Genomic DNA, 16,644 nt, shown 5'->3' on the forward strand with positions numbered 1-16,644 from the left:
CGACATGACGCCGTTCGAGAAGGGTACGCTCCGCGGCGACGGCAGCGGTCGGATGGCCGTCGAACCGTGGCTCCCCCAGCAGTACAAGTGGGCTAACGTCTCCGCAATCGGCCTCGCGGCCGGTATCCTCGGCGGCTGGGCGTGGCTCGTCACCGGGAGCTTCTTCCTCGGCTACGGCATCTCCGCGGCGAGCCTGCTGTTCCTGCAGCTCGGCGTCGAGAACTTCCCCGTCACCCACCACATCACGCTCGGAGGCTCGTCGTTCGCGGCGGTCGCCGCGCCGATGGTCGGCGGCAGCGAACCGCTCATCCTCGTGGCCGGCGCAATCGGCGGTCTCGTCGGCGCGCTCCTCGGTGAACTCACCCAGCGCGTCGCCTACGCGCACTCCGGGACCCACGTGGACCCGCCGGCGATGTCGATTACCATCTACTCGCTCCTCCTCGGCGTGCTGTTCCTCCTCGGGGTCATCCCCAACGCGGCGTACCTCGGGCTCTAACCGCCCGGACGCCCCCGGCCCCGCACACGTCGTTCACGATTTTTTCTTTGCCGCGTTCCGCAACCGGTAGCGATAACGCTCCGCGGTCGATACCCGACGTATGGAACGCATCGTCGCCGTCGTCCCGAAAGACGGCCTGCACGCTCGTCCCGCCTCCCAGTTCGTCGAGACCGCGAACTCCTTCGACGCCGACATCCAACTCGGCCGCGCCGACGGGGACGACCTCGTCCCCGCCGCCAGCATGCTCGCCGTCACCGGACTCGGCGTCGGCCACGGCGAGGAGATTCGCCTCGTCGCCGACGGCGACGACGCGGAGGCCGCCCTCGACGCGCTCGAAGAAGTGCTCTCGACGCCCGAAGCCGGCGACGAAGAATAAAACGAAACGGCGGTCCGCCGCGTCCCGCGGCGGTCTCTTTTCCGGTCGGGTCGGTGGCTCTGAAACCGGGTCGTCCCCGGCCGGCTCAGTTTAGTTTCCGGTAGTCGCGGGCGTCCTCGGCGCGCTCGACGACCGAGTCGAGCGTCGCCTTCGCGCTCGTCGTCTCGACGGCCGCGTTGAGCGTCCCCTCCAGAACCGGCGCGTCCGCGATGACCGCCTCGGAGTCCATCGCCATCTCGATGGCCAGCTCCGCGTTCATCACGGCGCTGCCGAGGTCCACGAGGACGACGACGCCGTCGCCGTCGTCGGCCTCCTCGATGCCGTCGCGGATGCGGTCCGGCGAGGTTCCGATGCCGTCTTCGTCCCCACCGGCGGGGACGATTCGGGCGTTGCCGCCGCCCATCTGCGCCGCGACCTCCGCGATTCCCTCGGCCGCCTTCGCGCTGTGCGAGACGACGACGAGGCCAATCATTCGTCCCTCCCGACGGCGTCTTCGGCCCGCGCGTCGCGGTCGACCTCGCCGTCGAGGTACTCCTCGGCGGTCTCCAGTAGCTCTTCGAGAATGAACAGCGTGCTCGTCGCGCCGGGGTCCTGATGGCCGACAGAGCGCCAGTCGAGGAACGACGCGCGGCCCTTCATCGCCTTGATGGGAACGGTGAAGGCGACGCCGCGCTCGGCCGCGTCGACGGCCTTGGCGAGGGCTTCGAGCGGCGGGAGGTCGTCCTGCTCGATGGACTTCTTGTACGTGTGGACGGCGGGGACGAGCGCGTCGACCATCGTCTTCGCGCCGACCTGCGCGCCGCCGCGGTCCTTGACCTTATCGAGGTACGCCTCGGCGAACGCCACCGAGGTCTCGGCGGTGATGCCGTCTTCGAACTCCTGGCTGGCGAACATGATAGAGCCGCCGTAGAGCGGGCCGGAGGCCCCGCCGACGTTCGAGATGAGCGTCGTCCCGACGTTCTTGACGACCTCGTTCGGCTCCATCTCGGCGAACTCGTCGCGCTTCTCGGCGGCCTTGCCGAAGCCGCGCTCCATGTTCGCGCCGTGGTCGGCGTCGCCGATGGCGGAGTCGAGGTCCGTGAGATACTCCTTCTCCTCGGCGAGGCGCTCGGCGACGTTGTCGAGCGCGTCCAGCACCGCTTCGCGTTGTGTCTCTGCGTCAGCCATGGCTGTCCTTCGTCGGCCTGTCGTTAATCCCTTGTCCCGCGGGACTGTTCTGCCGGAAAAATCGGCGGACGTGTCGGGGGTCGTCGTGGCTGGTTTTCGGCGGTCGTCACCGCGCGACTCAGCCGGCCGACGACGCGGGTCGCCGCTTACTCGGTGACGGTCAGTCCGGGCGTCTCCGCGGGCGCGCCGAGCAGTTCCTTCAGTTCGTCGTCCACGCGGAGCACGGAGACCGAACAGCCCATCATGTCGAGCGAGGTCATGTAGTCGCCGACCCAGGCGTCCCACGTCTCGATGCCGCGGTCGCCGAGGATGGACTGGAGCTTGCGGTTGACGATGTACAGCTCGGACAGCGGCGTGCCGCCCATGCCGTTGACCATCGTCACGACCTCCTCGCCCTCGTCGAGTTCGAGGTCGTCGAGGACGTTCTCGGTCAGGTGTTCGGTTATCTCGTCGGCGCTCATGACCTCCGCGCGCTCGGTGCCCGGCTCGCCGTGGATTCCGATGCCGAGTTCGATTTCGTCCTCGCCGAGGTCGAACGTCGGTTCGCCCTTCTCCGGGGTGACACAGGAGGTGAGCGCCATCCCCATCGTGCGCACGTTGTCGACGACCTTCTCTGCGACCGCCGTGACCTCGCCGAGGTCGCCGCCCGCGGCGGCCTTCGCGCCGGCGCACTTGTGGACGAAGATGGTGCCCGCGACGCCGCGCCGGCCCGACGTGTACAGCGAGTCCTCGACGGCCACGTCGTCGTTGACGACGACCTGTTCGACCTCGACGCCCTCCATGGCGGCCATCTCGGCGGCGGTGTCGAAGTTCATCACGTCGCCCTCGTAGTTCTTGACGACGCAGAGGACGCCCTCGCCCGCGTCGGTCGCCTGAATCATCTCGTTCAACTGGTCGGCCGTCGGCGAGGTGAACACCTCACCGGCCGCCGCGCCGTCGAGCATCCCCTCGCCGAGATAGCCCGCGTGCGTCGGCTCGTGACCCGACCCGCCGCCGGAGACGACCGCGACCTTCCCCTCGACCGGCGCGTCGTCGCGGACGAGGACGTTCGTGCCGTCGAGCCGGCGCAGTTCGGGGTGCGCCGCGACCATCCCGTCGAGCATCTCGTCTACGACCGCTCCGGGTTCGTTGATGAGTTTCTTCATGACTCACCGTCCATCACGTTCGATAAGGCCAAAAGTGTTGGTCAGCCGGAAGTCGAAGCCGGCGTCGTCTGCGAAAAATCGGGGCACGTCACCCCCCATTTCACGGGGGTCGATGGCGGCCGAGTACCGGTCGGCACGCCGACCGACGCGCCGACCAGCAGTTGGGGGGGCGCGCGAGCCGTCTCAGTCGAGTTGCGTGACCGCGATGGTCACCGACACGTCCTCGACGTCCCACGTCTCGACCGTCTCGCCCTCGGCGCTTCCGAGGTCGAACTCGCGGGCGCGGACCTCCTCGGCGATGAGGTCGCGGTTCTCCTCGACGAAGCCGGCGACGCGCTCGTCATCGACCGCGAGCGACACGTCGATTTCGGCCTCGACGTCGAGGTCGAGCTGTTTGCGCATCTCCTGGATGCGGCGGATGACGTCGCGGGCGTAGCCCTCGGACTCGATGTCGTCGGTGAGCTCGGTGTCGACGTAGACCGTGCCGCCCTCGAAGTCGGCACCGCTGACGTGTTCCGGCGGCTCCGCGCGGTACGAGACCATCTCGTCGGTGAGGTCGTACGTCTCGCCGTCGACCTCGACGCCGGACTCGACTTCGGCGCGCGAGAGGCCTTCGACGGCCTCCATGATTTTCTGGGCGTCAGCGCCGAACTCCGGCCCGATGACGCTCATCTGCGGCTCTGCGGTCTCGACGAGTTCGTCGAAGACCTCGACGACCTGCACGTCGCGGGTGTTCACGCGCTCCGCGAGGAGGTCCGAGAGGGCTTCGACCGCGTCGGCGACGTTCTCGTCGTCGGACTCGACGACGATGCGCGAGACGGGCCAGCGGAGCTTGCGGCCGCCGAGTTGGCGGGCGTGCGCCGCGGCCTCCTCCACGTCGCGGAGGACGGCCATGTTGGCCTCCAGTTCCTCGTCGCGGCGCTCCTCGTCGGCCTCGGGGTACGACAGCATGTGGACGGACGTCTCCGAGCCGTCGAGTCGCTGGTACATCCGCTCGGCCATGTAGGGCGCGTAGGGCGCGATGAGCCGGATGGACTCCGAGAGCACCGTCGAGAGCGTGGCGTACGCGCCGAGCTTCGACGCCGAGTCCTCCTCGTCCCACATGCGCTCGCGGATGGCCTTCACGTAGAAGCGCGACACGTCCTGCGTGATGAAGTCCAGAAGCGTGTTGAGCGCGGTGGAGACCTCGTAGTCGTCCCACGCGTCGGCCATCTCGGCCTCGACGGTCTGGAGCCGCGAGAGCACCCACTCGTCGACGACGGTGAGTTCGCCCGCCGAGAGGTCGGCCTCGGCGGGGTCGTAGCCGTCGAGGTCCATGTACGGAAGCGGGAAGCGGAAGACGTTCCAGAAGATGTTGAGCGTCGACTGGGTGTCGGCGAGGCCGTCCCACTCGAACGAGAGGTCCACGCCCTGCTGGTCGTGGCTGAGGAGGTAGGCGCGAAGCGGGTCGCGGCCGGCGCGGTCGATGGCCTCCTCGGGCGTCACGATGTTGCCGACGGACTTGGACATCTTGCGACCGTCCTTGTCGTTGGCGAAGCCGTGCATGATGACCTCCTTGTACGGCGACTCGCCGGTCGCGGCGGTGCCCATGCCGAGTTGCGACCAGAACCAGCCGCGGGTCTGGTCGTGCGCCTCGATGATGAGGTCGGCGGGCCACAGTTCGTCGTAGGCGTCCGTCTCGCCGGGGAAGTCGAGCGTGCCCCAGGTGGCGACGGAGGAGTCGATCCACACGTCGAACACGTCGGGGACGCGCTCGTAGGTCACGCCGTCTTCGGTGATGGTGATGGGGTCCACCGAGGGCCGGTGGAGGTCCACCGTCTCGGGGTCGATATCCTGGTCGGCGCGCTCGGCGAGTTCTTCGCGCGTGCCGACGACAATCATCTCCTCTGCGCCCTCGGCGTCGGCGTCCTGCGGAACCCAGATGGGAAGCGGGATGCCCCAGTAGCGCTGTCGGGAGACGTTCCAGTCGGGCGCGTCGCTCACGAAGTCGCGGAAGCGGTTGTCGCGGGCCCACTGTGGGTGCCACTCGGACTCCTCGATGTTGTCGAGGAGTTGCTCTTTCACGTCGGTGACCGTGATGAACCACTGGTCGGTGGCGAGGAAGATGATGTCCGTGTCACAGCGCCAACAGTGGCCGTAGCGGTGGTCGTGCTCGCCGGCGTGGAGCAGGTGCCCGAGTTCGTCGAGGTCCTCGATGACTTCGGGGTTGGCGTCGCGGACGAACGTGCCCGCGTAGTCGCCGCCCTGCTCCGTGAACTCGCCTTTGTCGTCCACGGGGACGAACACGTCTAAGCCGAGTTCCTGCCCGCGGGCGAAGTCTTCCTGCCCGTGACCGGGCGCGGAGTGGACGAGGCCCGTGCGGTCGGCCTCGACGTAGTCGGCGGTGTACACCTGTCCCGCGCCCTCGAAGTCGGCGTACTCGGCGACGACGCCGTCGAGCGGGTGGTCGTACTCCCAGCCGACCATCTCCTCGCCCGAGACCTCCGAGAGGACCTCGTAGTCCTCGTAGCGGCCCTTCTTCAGGACCTCCTCGACGCAGGGTTCGGCGAGGTAGAGCACTTCGCTCTCGCCGTCCTTCTCGGCGCGGACCTCCTGATACGTCATCTCGCCGTCGACGGCGACGAACGTGTTCGCGGGGATGGTCCACGGCGTCGTCGTCCAGATGACGAGGTTGCCCTCGCGGCCCTTCAGCGGGAACTTGACGTAGATAGACGGCGAGGTGATTTCGTCGTACTCGACCTCGTTGGCCGCGATGGCGGTCTGACAGCGCGGGCAGTAGTTGACACTGCGCTTGCCCTGTTCGACCAACCCGTTTTCGGCGACCTTCGAGAAGGCCCACCACGCGGACTCCATGTACTCCGGAGACAGCGTCTGGTAGGGGTTGTCCCAGTCCATCCACGCGCCGATAGACTGGAAGTCCTCGTCCATCGCCTCGCGGTTGCGGACGGCGAACTCCTTGCACTTCTGGATGAACTGCTCCATGCCGAACTCCTCGATGTCGCGCTTCGAGGTGAAGCCGAGTTCCTCCTCGACTTTGACCTCGATGGGGAGGCCGTGCATGTCGTAGCCGGGGCGGTCCGTGACCTGATGCCCCGTCATGCGCTTGTGCCGGATGACGGCGTCCTTCAGCGTCTTGTTCCACGCCGTGCCGAGGTGCATCTGGCCGGACGTGTACGGCGGGCCGTCGACGAAGAAGAACGACGGGTCGTCGGCGTGTGCCTCCTTCGTCGCCTCGTACGCGTCGTTCTCGTCCCAGTACTCGCCGACGACGGACTCCACGTCCGACGGCGTGTACTGGTCTGCGATGTCTTCCATACCCCGTCCTTCTCGTGGATATATATCAAAACGGCGGGTCTGGTCCGCGTCGGCGGGACGTGCCGCCGGGTCGGACTCAGACACGGGAGACCCTCCGCTGTCGGTGGTCTGCTGGTCGCTGTCGATACGCCTGTCGGGTGTGGGTCGTGTGTCGCTCCATGTTGGGTTCCGGTGGTCGTGGTCACACCGGACGGGAGACCGCTGTCGCTCGGAAGTCGATACGGGCGGGAGTCGAGGATGAGTGAGATGCGAGGCTACTGCCCCGCAATAATGGGCGACGAGGCGACGACCGAGCGTCGGGACTGGCCGACCGCGGGCGGGCGGGGGACAGTCCGTCGTCGTCGCATGCTGTTCGAACGAAGTCTCGGAAGCGACATAACGCTTACTCCGACGCCGACTCGCGGCCCGACGCCACCGCCACCACCGACGCCGACGCTACCGGTCCGACCAGCGACCGACGCGGTGGGTGCCCACGATTGACTCGGCAGCCGACCCGTGCGTGGTTCCGGACTCGTCGCCGCGCTCGAACATCCGGAGCGTGGCGTTCGTCGGTGCGGCCCCTCTCGCAACGTCGAACTTCGAGAGGTGAGTGCAGACGAGCGTGTCGGCCTCGAACGGTTCGAGGTCGGCGGGCGGTGACCGACGAATCGGGAGTTCGGCGTCGCGCCAGCCGGTCCACGACGGCGACTGCGCGACGTTGTAGAACGCGGCGTCCTCGCGGGGCATCCGGACCTCGAACAGGAGGACGAACGAGTCGCCGTCGGCCCACAGCAGGTCGTTCGAGTACTGACCCTGCATCGCGCGGTCGGTGAACACGTCCGTCTGGTCGTCCGGCGGGTCGGCGAACAGCCACCCGCGGAAGTCGGCGTCGTCGGGGAACGACCCGTTCACGTACTGCTCGTCTGCCGGGTGGAGCTTCGAGTGGCCGGTGTCGGCGCGGATGCGACCGCTTGTGGTTCGTCGGGCGTCGGCGAGACAACCCGAGAGACCGGCAAGCGAGAGCGCGGCGGCGCTCGAAAGGAGGGCTCGGCGGTGCATGGTCGGCGCTGACGGCGGCTATCGGTTTAATCCCACGTAATCCACAGGAGGACCCCCAGCGCGACCGCTTGGAGCACGTGGATTCCCATCAGCACCCGCCACGCCGCGGCAGGGACGGCTGTGGCGAACCAGACCGACAGCGTCGGGTCGACGAGGTAGTAGTAGAGCGCAAAGAGGCTCTGTGCGAGCAGAAAGACGCCGAAGACGACGAGGCCGAGCGCGTGCTTCGACCGGAACAGCAGGTAGTTGCGCCCCCAGATGCCGAGCATGACGACGAGGAACACGACGCTCGCGCCGAGCGAGAACCGCGCGGCGTCGACCCAGACGCTCATGGCCGTCGCTGGGCGCGAGGCGGGTCACGTCGTTGGGTTCGCGTCGGCGTCATTCGTTCGGGAGGTGGGTCGCTCGAATGCGGTGCCGGAGCGGGGGCGACCGAAGGGCGGATGGACGGCTCGCTCCGGGTCAGTTGTCCGCGACGACGCTGAGGTCGAACGCGGCGTCCGCCGGCTCGTCGTCGGGCGTCAGGTAGCCGAGCGCGATGGCGGTGTAGGCGCGACCGCTCTCGACGGTGACGTCGAACTCGGCGACCACGTCGCCGTCGTTGGATTCCGTATCGCCCCGTATCTGGAGCGTGTAGTCCCCGGCGGGGACCTCGACGGCCGCGGCATCGCCGAAGGCCGCGCCGTCGACGAGAGCGTCCCCAGAGCCCGCGACGGTCACGTCGACCGCGGGCGCGTCCGGCGAGGCGTGTAGCACCCGGACGCGGGCCATGTCGTCCGCGGGGGCCGAGCGGTCGTCTTCGAGGAGAGAGACGGCGAAGCCGTTTTCGGCCGCCGAGTCGAGTTCGCCGAGCGCCGCGGCGGTGTACGCGCCGGCCGCGAGGTCGAGCGTCTCGTCGAAGACGACCGTGTCGGGCGCGTCGGTCGCGCGAATCGTCACCTGGTGGGACCCGGCGGTCAGCGCGAGGTAGTCGCTGACCGCGCCGAACGGCACGTCCGAGAGCGCGACCGCACCGTCGACGAGCACGTCGACGTTCGGCGCGTCAGGCGAGAGGTGCGCGGCGCGGAGCGACACGTCGCGCTCGACGAGTCCGCCGCCGCCGGACCCGGCGTCGACGGCCGCGACGGGCCGGAAGGCCACGTCGGTCGGCTCGTCGTCGGGTGACAGGTAGCCCGCCGCGAACACCGTGTAGACGGTGCCGCCGGCCAGTTCCACGTCGAATTCGGCGACCGCGTCGCCGTCGTTCGACTCGGTATCGCCCCGGACCTGAAGCGCGTAGGTGTCGGCCGGCACCTCGGCGCTGCCGGACTGGGTGAACGAGACGCCGTCGAAGAGCACCGTGTCGCCGGCGGTCACGTCGACGGCGGGGGCATCGGGCGAGGCGTGGACCACGCGGACGCGGGCCGTGTCGTCGTCGGGGAGCGACACGTCGTCTTCGAGGACGAGGGGTTCGAACGTCTCCTCGGTGAGTTCGCCGACCGCGGCGACGGTGTAGGTCGCCTCGGCGACGTCGAGGTCGCCCTCGAAGGCGACGGTGGACTCGTCGCCGGCGGCGGTGACTTTCACCGTCCGGGTGCCGACGGGAACCGAGAGGTAGTCGCTGACCGCGCCGAACGGCACGTCAGAGAGGGCCGCCGAGCCGTCGACGTACACGTCGACGTTCGGCGCGTCAGGCGAGAGGTGGGCGACGCGGAGCATCGCCGTCTCGGGTTCCGGCGTCGGTGTTGGGGTGGGAGTCGGAGTCGCCGTCGTGGTCGTCTCCGTCTCGTCGTCGGTCCCGCCACCGCCCATACAACCTGCGAGTCCGCCCGCGATGGCGACGCCACCGAATCCACGGAGTACGTCGCGGCGTTTCATGTTCGTCATAGCGACGAGAGATGAGAGCGGCGATTGGAACATCACCGTTTTCCCAAATTCCACCACAATATTTCCATAAATATGTCTTTCTCGCGGGAATGTACGAATATATTGTCGGTATTTTGTGAATGTTCGGTTCAGGACTCCAGCCAGCGAGTCGGGACGAAAGCCAACGAAGGGAGGAGAGTCCGGCCTCAGAAGTCCGGCAGGTCGTCGGGCGCTTCGTACTCGGACTCCCAGTCGATGTAGTCGTCTTTGAGCACGTCGCACACGTCCTGTCCGAGTTCGGTGAGGCCGGCGTTGATAGACGACACCTCGCCCCACGAGGTGAGTTCGGGGTGGAGTTCGCGCTCCTTCCAGTCCTCGGGGATGCCCGGCGCGTGGTAGCCGACGCGGTCCGCGAAGTCGTCCCAGAAGAAGTCGAAGTGGGAAAGGAGGTCGAGGTCGAGGACGATTTCCCACTGCGCCTCGGTGACGGGCGTCTCCGCGGCCCACGCCTCGAAGGCGTCGGCCCACGCGCCGGCTTCGAGGAACTCCTCCAACTCGGCGCGCTTGAAGTCGGCGTCGGCCGCCACCTGCGCGTCGTCGTACTGGTTCGGGTCCACCGTCGGGAGCGACGGCGGGGCCGGAACGGGAACGTCGAGCATGCTCGTCAGTCGGTCGCGGTCCGGGAAAAGGGTTCGGCGCTGGTCGTCTCAGTTCTCCATGCGCTCGATGACGGATTCGAGCTGGTCGGCGCGGGCGGCGACCGCCTCGGCGCGGAGTTCCTCTTCTTCGTCCGTTTCGCAGACGAGTCGGGGCACTGGCGTCGGCTTCCCGTCGTCGTCGAGGGCGACGAACGTCAGGAACGAGGTAGTCGTCTTCCGTAGCTCGTCGGTCTTCGGGTTCTCGGCGTGCACGTCGACTTTCACGTCCACGCTGGTCCGGCCGACGTTGAACACGTACGCCTCCATGACGGCGACTTCGCCGAGGTCGATGGGGCTGATGAAGTCGACGTGGTCCATCGACGCGGTGACGCACTGCCGGTTCGAGAATCGCATCGCCGCGATGGCCCCGCAGATGTCCATCCAATGGAGGACCGCCCCACCGAGGGCTCGCCCGAGGTTGTTGGTGTCGTTCGGCAGGAGGAGCTCGGTCATCTCGGTTCGCGACTCGTCGAGCGTCGCGGTGGATTCGCTCATGCGAGCAGGGTCACGCCGAGGGGGCTTGAAATCGTGGGGCGCGGCGGCGACGGCCCCGGTTCACTCGTCGAAGTCGGCGTCGAACGCCTCGGGCGACTGCCCGGCGGCGTCGAGCACCTCGTCGGAGACGAGAATCGGGCAGTCCACGCGGATGGCGAGCGCGATGGCGTCGCTCGGGCGCGCGTCGAAGACGAACGTCCGCGCCTCGCCGTCGTGGTACCGCTCGGCGTCGACTTTGGCGAAGAACGTGCCGTTCGAGAGGTCGTCGATGCGGATGCTGTCGATGGCCCCGCCGAACTCCGTCACCATCTCGACCAGGAGGTCGTGGGTCAGCGGGCGTTCGAACTGCTCGCCGGAGAGACCGAGTTGGATGGCCTGAGCCTGGTCCGACGTGATGACGATGGGCAGGAACTCGTCGCGCGCTTCGAGGACGACCGCCGGGACGTTCGAGCCGTCCTCGCCGACGCCGACCCCGATACCGCGGACCACGGCACGGTGTTTCATGCTATGCTGTAGTTGGTCGGAGTACGAATAGTTACCCCAGAACGAGTCGCCGACGCGGCCGCCGTCCGCTCCCGCGGAGCCTCAGCGTCTGGCGAACTGGACGGCCGCGATGACGAGCAGGATGACGAGGCCGCCGGCGAAGAAGGCGAGCCCCGGCGGAATGCTCTGTGCCGCCGCGGGCGCGGCCTCCGCGGCCATCGTCGTGACCGCCCCGGCGTCGGCGGACTCCGCGGCACCGCCAGACCCGCCGAGGACGCCGAGGCCGCGCGTGGCGACCCACTGGACGAACGCCGAGAGCAGGGCCAACACGGCGACGCCGCCGAGCAGACTCGACAGCATGGACGCGAGGCCCGTCCGGGTCTCCTCGCCGGCCGCGACGACGACCAGCGGCCTGTCGGCGGGCGCGTACACCTTCATCTCGCGGCCCTTCTCGGAGTAGACGGTATCGACCACCTCGACGAGGCCCGCGTCGTCGAGCTTTCGGAGGTGGTACTGGACGTTCTGGAGCGACGTGTCGACGCGCTCGGCGAGGTCCGCGGCGTTCGTCGGCTGTTCGTGGAGCGCGGCGAGCACGCGGCGGGCCGTCTCCGAGGAGAGCGCCGACAGGAGGTCCGACGCCTCGTCGTCGTCGAGTCCGATGACCCGCGGGGAGGATTCGTCCGCGGCGGAGGTGTCGGGGGTGGAGGGCAACAAACCGGCCATGGAGTGAGGTACTCCGCCGGAGGATACAAACCTGTTGTCCGTCGCGCGCGGAACTGTCGACGCTCAGACGCCCTCGCCGACCACGACGACGCGCAGGTCGTTGACGTTCGTCCCCGTCGCGCCGGACTCGACGAGCGCGTCGGCCTCCCGAAGCACCGGGAGCGCGTCGTTTCTCGCCAGCGCGGCGTGGGCGTCGCCGGCGTCGACCGACGACGAGTCCACGACCGCGCCCGCGACCTCCGTTCCGCCGTCTTTCCCGTCGCTGTCGATGCTGGCGAGGACGGCCTCGTCGGGGAGTTCCGCGGCGGCCGCGAGACAGAATTCGAGGTTCGGGCCGCCGTCGCCGTCGCCGCGGACCGTCACGGTGCACTCGCCGCCCGAGAGGACCACGGCGGGCGCGGCAATCGGGTTCCCGGTCGCCAGCGACTCCTCCGCGACGGCGACGTGGGTCTTCGCGGCCTCGCGCGCCTCGCCGCGCACGCGAGACGAGAGGACGAGCGGGTCGTAGCCGCGTTCGTCGGCCACCTCGCGGGCGGCGTCGAGCGCGGTGAAGGTGTCCGCGAGGATGTGGTTCGTCACCCGGTCGAACACCGGGTCGCCGGGCTTCGGCGTCTCCGGAACGTCGCCCGCCGAACCGCGGGCGAGGCGCGTGCGGACCGATTTCGGCACGTCGAGGTCGAAGCGGTCCAGCACGTCGAGGGCGTCGTCGTAGGTCGTCTCGTCGGGCGCGGTCGGGCCGGAGGCGATGACGCCGAGGTCGTTTCCGACCACGTCCGAGAGGACGAGGCCGACGACTGTCGCGGGCGCGGCGAGGCGCGCGAGACCGCCGCCCTTCAGCGTCGAGACGTGCTTTCTGACCGCGTTGAGGTCGTGAATCTCCGCGCCGCTTTCGAGCAGTCTATCGGTCGTCTCCTGCAACTCGGCGAGCGAGACGCCCTCGGCGGGGGCCGGGAGAACCGCACTCGCGCCGCCGGTGATGGCGGCGAGGACGAGCGTCCGGTCGTCGAGGTCGGAGATGAGGTCCACGAGTTTCCGGGTGCTCTCGACGCCGCGCGCGGAGGGGACCGGGTGGTCGCCGGGGAGTCGCTCGATGCGCCCGTCGGGGCTCGGCGTCGGGTCGGGCGTCACCACGACGCCGTCGTCGATTCGGTCGCCGAGGACGGCTTCGAGGGCGTCCGCGACACCGTCGCCGGCTTTGCCCCCGCCGACGACGAGGATGCGGTCGTAGGCGGTCAGGTCGTAGGTCTCGTCCGCGACGGTCAGGGTGTCGCCGTCGAGCGACACGGATTCGCGGACGACGCGGTCGGGAAGGACGGCCTCGACGCCGGCCTGCAGGCAGTCGATGGCCGTCTCGTGGGCGGGCGTCGGGGTTCGCGCGTCGAAATCCTGCATAGTTCGTGGGAGATGCCGACACGGATAAAAACCGTGGGGCGGTAAACCCGGCGATGAACGATTCGTCGCCCGGCGAGGGTCACGTCCGCGTCGTCGGCACGGCCCACGTCTCGGCCGACAGCGTCAGAGAGGTCGAAGAGACCGTCAGGGAGGAGCGTCCCGACGTCGTCGCGGTCGAACTCGACGAGGGGCGCTACCGGCAGATGAAGGGCGGAACGCCCGACGACATCGAAGCGCGCGACCTGCTTCGCGGCAACACCGTCTTCCAGTTTATCGCCTACTGGATGCTCTCGTACGTCCAGTCGCGGATGGGAGACAAGTTCGACGTGAAGCCCGGCGCGGACATGCTCGCGGCGGTCGAGACCGCCGAAGAGGAAGGTCTCGACGTGGCGCTCGTCGACCGCGACATCCAGGTGACCATCCAGCGCTTCTGGCGGCGGATGGGCACGCTCGAAAAGATGCGCATGGCCGGCGACCTCCTGTTCGGGGTCGCCGACGCCCGCGGGGTCGGCGCGGTGTTGGGCATCGCCGTCGGCGTCTTCCTCGGGCCGCTCGTCGGCCTGTTCGGGGGCGCGGTCGGCGTCACCGACCTCCTGTTGACGCGCACCGCGACCGCCGCGGTCCTCGGGGCCGCGGCCGCGTACATGCTCTACACTATCGCCTCGTTCTCTCTCGACGGCGACGACGCGGTTCTCGCGGGCCTCGGCGGCGGCGCGGCAATCGGTATCGTCGCCGGCTTCGGCCTCGGACTCGGAACCGGTCTCGTCTCTGGAATCCTCGGGAGCCTCGGCACCGCCATCGTCGGGAGCCTCGTCATCGGCGTCCTCGCGGGCGTCGTCGTGGGCGTCACCGCCGGCGCGGTCCTGAACGCCTTCGGCCTGTTCGCGCCCGCCGAGGGCGACGCCGACTACGAGGAGTTCGACATGGCCGAACTGACAGACGGCGACGTGGTCTCGGCGATGATGGAGGAGTTCCGCCGGTTCAGCCCCGGCGGCGCTGAGGCGCTCATCGACGAGCGCGACGCCTACATCGCCCACCAGCTCGTCGCGCTCCGGCAGTCCGGTCGGCACGTCGTCGCCATCGTCGGCGCGGGCCACCGCGAGGGCATCGAGAACTACCTCGAACACCCCGAGACCCTCCCGCCGATGGAGTCGCTCGTCGGCGTCGCCGAAAAGGACGGCTTCCCGTGGGGCAAACTGCTCGGATTCGGCGTCACCGCCGTGTTCGTCGCCTTCTTCGTCCTCCTCGCGATGGCCGGCGTCGGCAACGAACGACTCCTGACCATCTTCGGCGCGTGGTTCCTCATCAACGGCGTGTTCGCCGCCGCGCTCGCCAAGGTCGCCGGCGCGCGGTGGACCTCCGCCCTCGTCGGCGGCCTCGTCGCGTGGATGACCTCCATCAACCCGCTTCTCGCGCCCGGTTGGTTCACCGGTTACGTCGAACTCCGCCACACGCCGGTCAACGTCGGCGACATCGGCAAACTGAACGAACTGCTCTCCGACGAGGAGACGCCCATCATCGAACTCGTCGGCCAGATGTTCGACGTGCCGCTGTTCAAGCTCATCATGGTCGTCGCCATGACGAACATCGGGAGCATCATCGCCAGCTTCCTCTTCGTCACCTACGTCATCCCCGTCATCGCCTCCGACCTCGGCGGCATCGCGGGCGTGACGAACCTGATGTTCGAGGGCGCGCGCAACAGCGCCGACCTCATCTGGAGGTCCCTGACGTGAACGTCTCCTTTTCGTCGCGCGAACTCCGCGACCTGCTCGTCGCGTGGGTCGCGCTCGGCCTCGCCTTCGCCATCTTCTTCGCCGGCGGCGGCAACCGGACGCTTCAACTGCTGACGAGCGGGTCGTTCGGCCTCGCGCTCGTCGTGAGCCTCCTGACGGCCGGCGTGGGCTTTCTCCTCCACGAGGTCGCCCACAAGGTGGTCGCCGTCAGGTACAATCAGGTCGCCGAGTTCCGTGCCGACTACGGCATGCTCGCGGTCGCCATCATGAGCGCGCTCGTCGGGTTCATCTTCGCCGCGCCCGGCGCGGTCTACCACCGCGGCGTGCTCACGGAGCGCGAACACGGCCTCATCGCCCTCGCGGGACCGGTGACGAACCTGCTGCTCCTCGTCGCGTTTGCGCCGATACTCGTCGTTGGCGTCCTCGTCGGTTCCGACGTGGTCCAACTCGTCGGCTCGCGCGGGCTCATCATCAACGCCTTCCTCGCGGCGTTCAACATGCTCCCGTTCGGCTCTCTGGACGGCAAGACGGTCAAGGCGTGGAGCACGCCGGTGTTCGCCGGCGTGCTCGCCCTGTCGATTCTCCTCACCGTCGGCCTGTTCCTGTTCGTCGGGTTCTGACCCGACCGACGGGGTTTCGGACGACCCCAACCGCGCTATCGCTGGTTCGTCTCGTTCTCGAAGTCGCGAGCGACCGCTAACGTCGAGACGCGGGCCGGAGAGCACTCGGTGGGCTCGGGACACAGACGGTACTCGGGGCGCGACAGGGACGAATGGAGGGAGAAGGGGACCGTACGAGTGCGGCGGGGACCGGTCGCCGTCGAGGTCGGGATTCGGGGTAGTTGCGGCCGTGGAGTGCAGTTCGGGACGCGAGGTTGGGTTGGGCTGTGTCGGGTGTGGGCAGCGGTTAGCTGAGGTTGGTGTTCCGGTTGGAGTTGGGCTGAGGTTGGTGTTCCGGTTGGATTTGGGCTGAGGTTGGTGTTCCGGTTGGAGTTGGTGTCAGGTGGGCTGATTTGCAGACGGTTCGCGGTCGGGCAGGGGCAGACGCGCGCCGTGGGAGGGGAAAGCGTCAGCGGGGGACCGAGACGAATCCGGGTTGGTCGTACGCGTCGGGGACCGCGTTACTGCTGGCCGTGGTCGCGCCCGAGGACGAGCGCCATGGCGTGGAAGGCGATGAGGCCGGCGAAGAGGGGGAGTTCACCGGCGGTGAGACCGCCGCTGAGGACGGGCAGGTACGCGAGGGGCAACGCGACTGCCGACCAGAACGCGACGGTTTCGAGAGGGGCGTACGCGAGGCGGCCGATGGTCGATGCGAAGTCGAGTGCGATCGAATCGGTCGTGGAGGGGATTCCGGACATCGTCACTTCTGCATACGACGGGGACCATCATATAAGGGGTCGAGCGTTACCGTGAATTCGCTCCTTTTTCGACTGTTCAGACCCGGCTTAGGGCGAACATTCTTCTTTCGTAACGTTTTACGAAGCAACCAAATCCGCCGAGAAATTTTATACTGCTCTCTGGAGCTTTTTGGCAAATATTGCAAAACTTATAGATTATTCAATATAATAGGCGTGGAGCGTCGTCGATTAGGAGGGTCGTAGCGGGGTCGTCAGAGAGCGCGCGCGACCGGCAGGACGCGCGTAACCGGAGGGCCGGCCCCGACACGACCGACGACCGACCGCCGGCGAACGGCCACTTATGCGAGAACGTGTATGATTCGTACCCTGTGATTTTATATT

16 protein-coding genes and 1 pseudogene are annotated in these 16,644 nt (G+C 68.1%); 4 read left to right on the top strand and 13 right to left on the bottom strand.

The window, feature by feature from the left end:
- Window positions 1-496 (top strand): annotated as a pseudogene (locus AUR65_RS20295) (hypothetical protein); the annotation flags it as partial.
- A gap of 100 nt (window positions 497-596) precedes the next feature.
- Window positions 597-872: a phosphocarrier protein HPr gene (gene ptsH1, locus AUR65_RS14660; protein ID WP_058567570.1), complete on the top strand. Its 276-nt coding sequence runs from the start codon at window positions 597-599 to the stop codon at window positions 870-872.
- An 85-nt stretch (window positions 873-957) separates the two neighbouring features.
- Here the strand turns inward: ptsH1 and dhaM are convergent, their stop codons facing one another.
- The 12 genes from dhaM to AUR65_RS14720 all read right to left on the bottom strand — a co-directional run bounded on the left by dhaM (window position 958) and on the right by AUR65_RS14720 (window position 13,173).
- Window positions 958-1,344, bottom strand: a complete 387-nt coding sequence (gene dhaM, locus AUR65_RS14665; protein ID WP_058567571.1) for a dihydroxyacetone kinase phosphoryl donor subunit DhaM — start codon at window positions 1,342-1,344, stop codon at window positions 958-960.
- Window positions 1,341-2,039, bottom strand: coding sequence for a dihydroxyacetone kinase subunit DhaL (gene dhaL, locus AUR65_RS14670; protein WP_058567572.1), 699 nt, complete (start codon window positions 2,037-2,039; stop codon window positions 1,341-1,343). The genes dhaM and dhaL overlap by 4 nt, the downstream gene beginning before the upstream one ends.
- Window positions 2,040-2,185: 146 nt before the next feature.
- Window positions 2,186-3,184: a dihydroxyacetone kinase subunit DhaK gene (gene dhaK, locus AUR65_RS14675; protein WP_058567573.1), complete on the bottom strand. Its 999-nt coding sequence runs from the start codon at window positions 3,182-3,184 to the stop codon at window positions 2,186-2,188.
- A 183-nt stretch (window positions 3,185-3,367) separates the two neighbouring features.
- Window positions 3,368-6,499, bottom strand: a complete 3,132-nt coding sequence (ileS, locus tag AUR65_RS14680) for an isoleucine--tRNA ligase (protein ID WP_058567574.1) — start codon at window positions 6,497-6,499, stop codon at window positions 3,368-3,370.
- Between the two features lie 435 nt (window positions 6,500-6,934).
- Window positions 6,935-7,537 carry a hypothetical protein gene (locus AUR65_RS14685; RefSeq protein WP_058567575.1) on the bottom strand — a complete coding sequence of 201 codons (603 nt, stop codon included), beginning with the start codon at window positions 7,535-7,537 and terminating at the stop codon, window positions 6,935-6,937.
- Window positions 7,538-7,563: 26 nt separating this feature from the next.
- On the bottom strand, window positions 7,564-7,869 hold the full coding sequence (locus tag AUR65_RS14690) for a hypothetical protein (RefSeq protein WP_058567576.1): 306 nt from the start codon (window positions 7,867-7,869) through the stop codon (window positions 7,564-7,566).
- Window positions 7,870-7,999: 130 nt separating this feature from the next.
- Window positions 8,000-9,403 (bottom strand): DUF4397 domain-containing protein, encoded by a 1,404-nt coding sequence (locus AUR65_RS14695; protein WP_058567619.1) that lies wholly within the window; start codon window positions 9,401-9,403, stop codon window positions 8,000-8,002.
- A 185-nt stretch (window positions 9,404-9,588) separates the two neighbouring features.
- On the bottom strand, window positions 9,589-10,041 hold the full coding sequence (locus AUR65_RS14700) for a hypothetical protein (protein ID WP_058567577.1): 453 nt from the start codon (window positions 10,039-10,041) through the stop codon (window positions 9,589-9,591).
- A 48-nt stretch (window positions 10,042-10,089) separates the two neighbouring features.
- Complete coding sequence (locus tag AUR65_RS14705) at window positions 10,090-10,575, bottom strand: acyl-CoA thioesterase (RefSeq protein WP_058567578.1); 486 nt, start codon at window positions 10,573-10,575, stop codon at window positions 10,090-10,092.
- Between the two features lie 60 nt (window positions 10,576-10,635).
- Complete coding sequence (locus AUR65_RS14710) at window positions 10,636-11,079, bottom strand: bifunctional nuclease family protein (RefSeq protein WP_058567579.1); 444 nt, start codon at window positions 11,077-11,079, stop codon at window positions 10,636-10,638.
- 81 nt (window positions 11,080-11,160) lie between these two features.
- On the bottom strand, window positions 11,161-11,781 hold the full coding sequence (locus tag AUR65_RS14715) for an ArsR/SmtB family transcription factor (RefSeq protein ID WP_058567580.1): 621 nt from the start codon (window positions 11,779-11,781) through the stop codon (window positions 11,161-11,163).
- A gap of 63 nt (window positions 11,782-11,844) precedes the next feature.
- The gene (locus tag AUR65_RS14720; RefSeq protein ID WP_058567581.1) at window positions 11,845-13,173 is read right to left on the bottom strand and encodes a glycerate kinase type-2 family protein; all 1,329 of its coding nucleotides are present in this window, start codon (window positions 13,171-13,173) and stop codon (window positions 11,845-11,847) included.
- Window positions 13,174-13,226: 53 nt separating this feature from the next.
- Between AUR65_RS14720 and AUR65_RS14725 the strand changes: the two genes are divergently transcribed.
- Window positions 13,227-14,906: a TraB/GumN family protein gene (locus tag AUR65_RS14725; protein WP_058567582.1), complete on the top strand. Its 1,680-nt coding sequence runs from the start codon at window positions 13,227-13,229 to the stop codon at window positions 14,904-14,906.
- Window positions 14,903-15,526: a zinc metalloprotease gene (locus AUR65_RS14730; protein ID WP_058567583.1), complete on the top strand. Its 624-nt coding sequence runs from the start codon at window positions 14,903-14,905 to the stop codon at window positions 15,524-15,526. The genes AUR65_RS14725 and AUR65_RS14730 overlap by 4 nt, the downstream gene beginning before the upstream one ends.
- Before the next feature lie 500 nt (window positions 15,527-16,026).
- Here AUR65_RS14730 and AUR65_RS14735 read toward each other — a convergent pair whose 3' ends face one another.
- Complete coding sequence (locus AUR65_RS14735; protein ID WP_058567620.1) at window positions 16,027-16,263, bottom strand: hypothetical protein; 237 nt, start codon at window positions 16,261-16,263, stop codon at window positions 16,027-16,029.
- Window positions 16,264-16,644 lie beyond the last annotated feature (381 nt).

Source organism: Haloferax marisrubri, from assembly GCF_001469875.2.
GTDB lineage: Archaea > Halobacteriota > Halobacteria > Halobacteriales > Haloferacaceae > Haloferax > Haloferax marisrubri.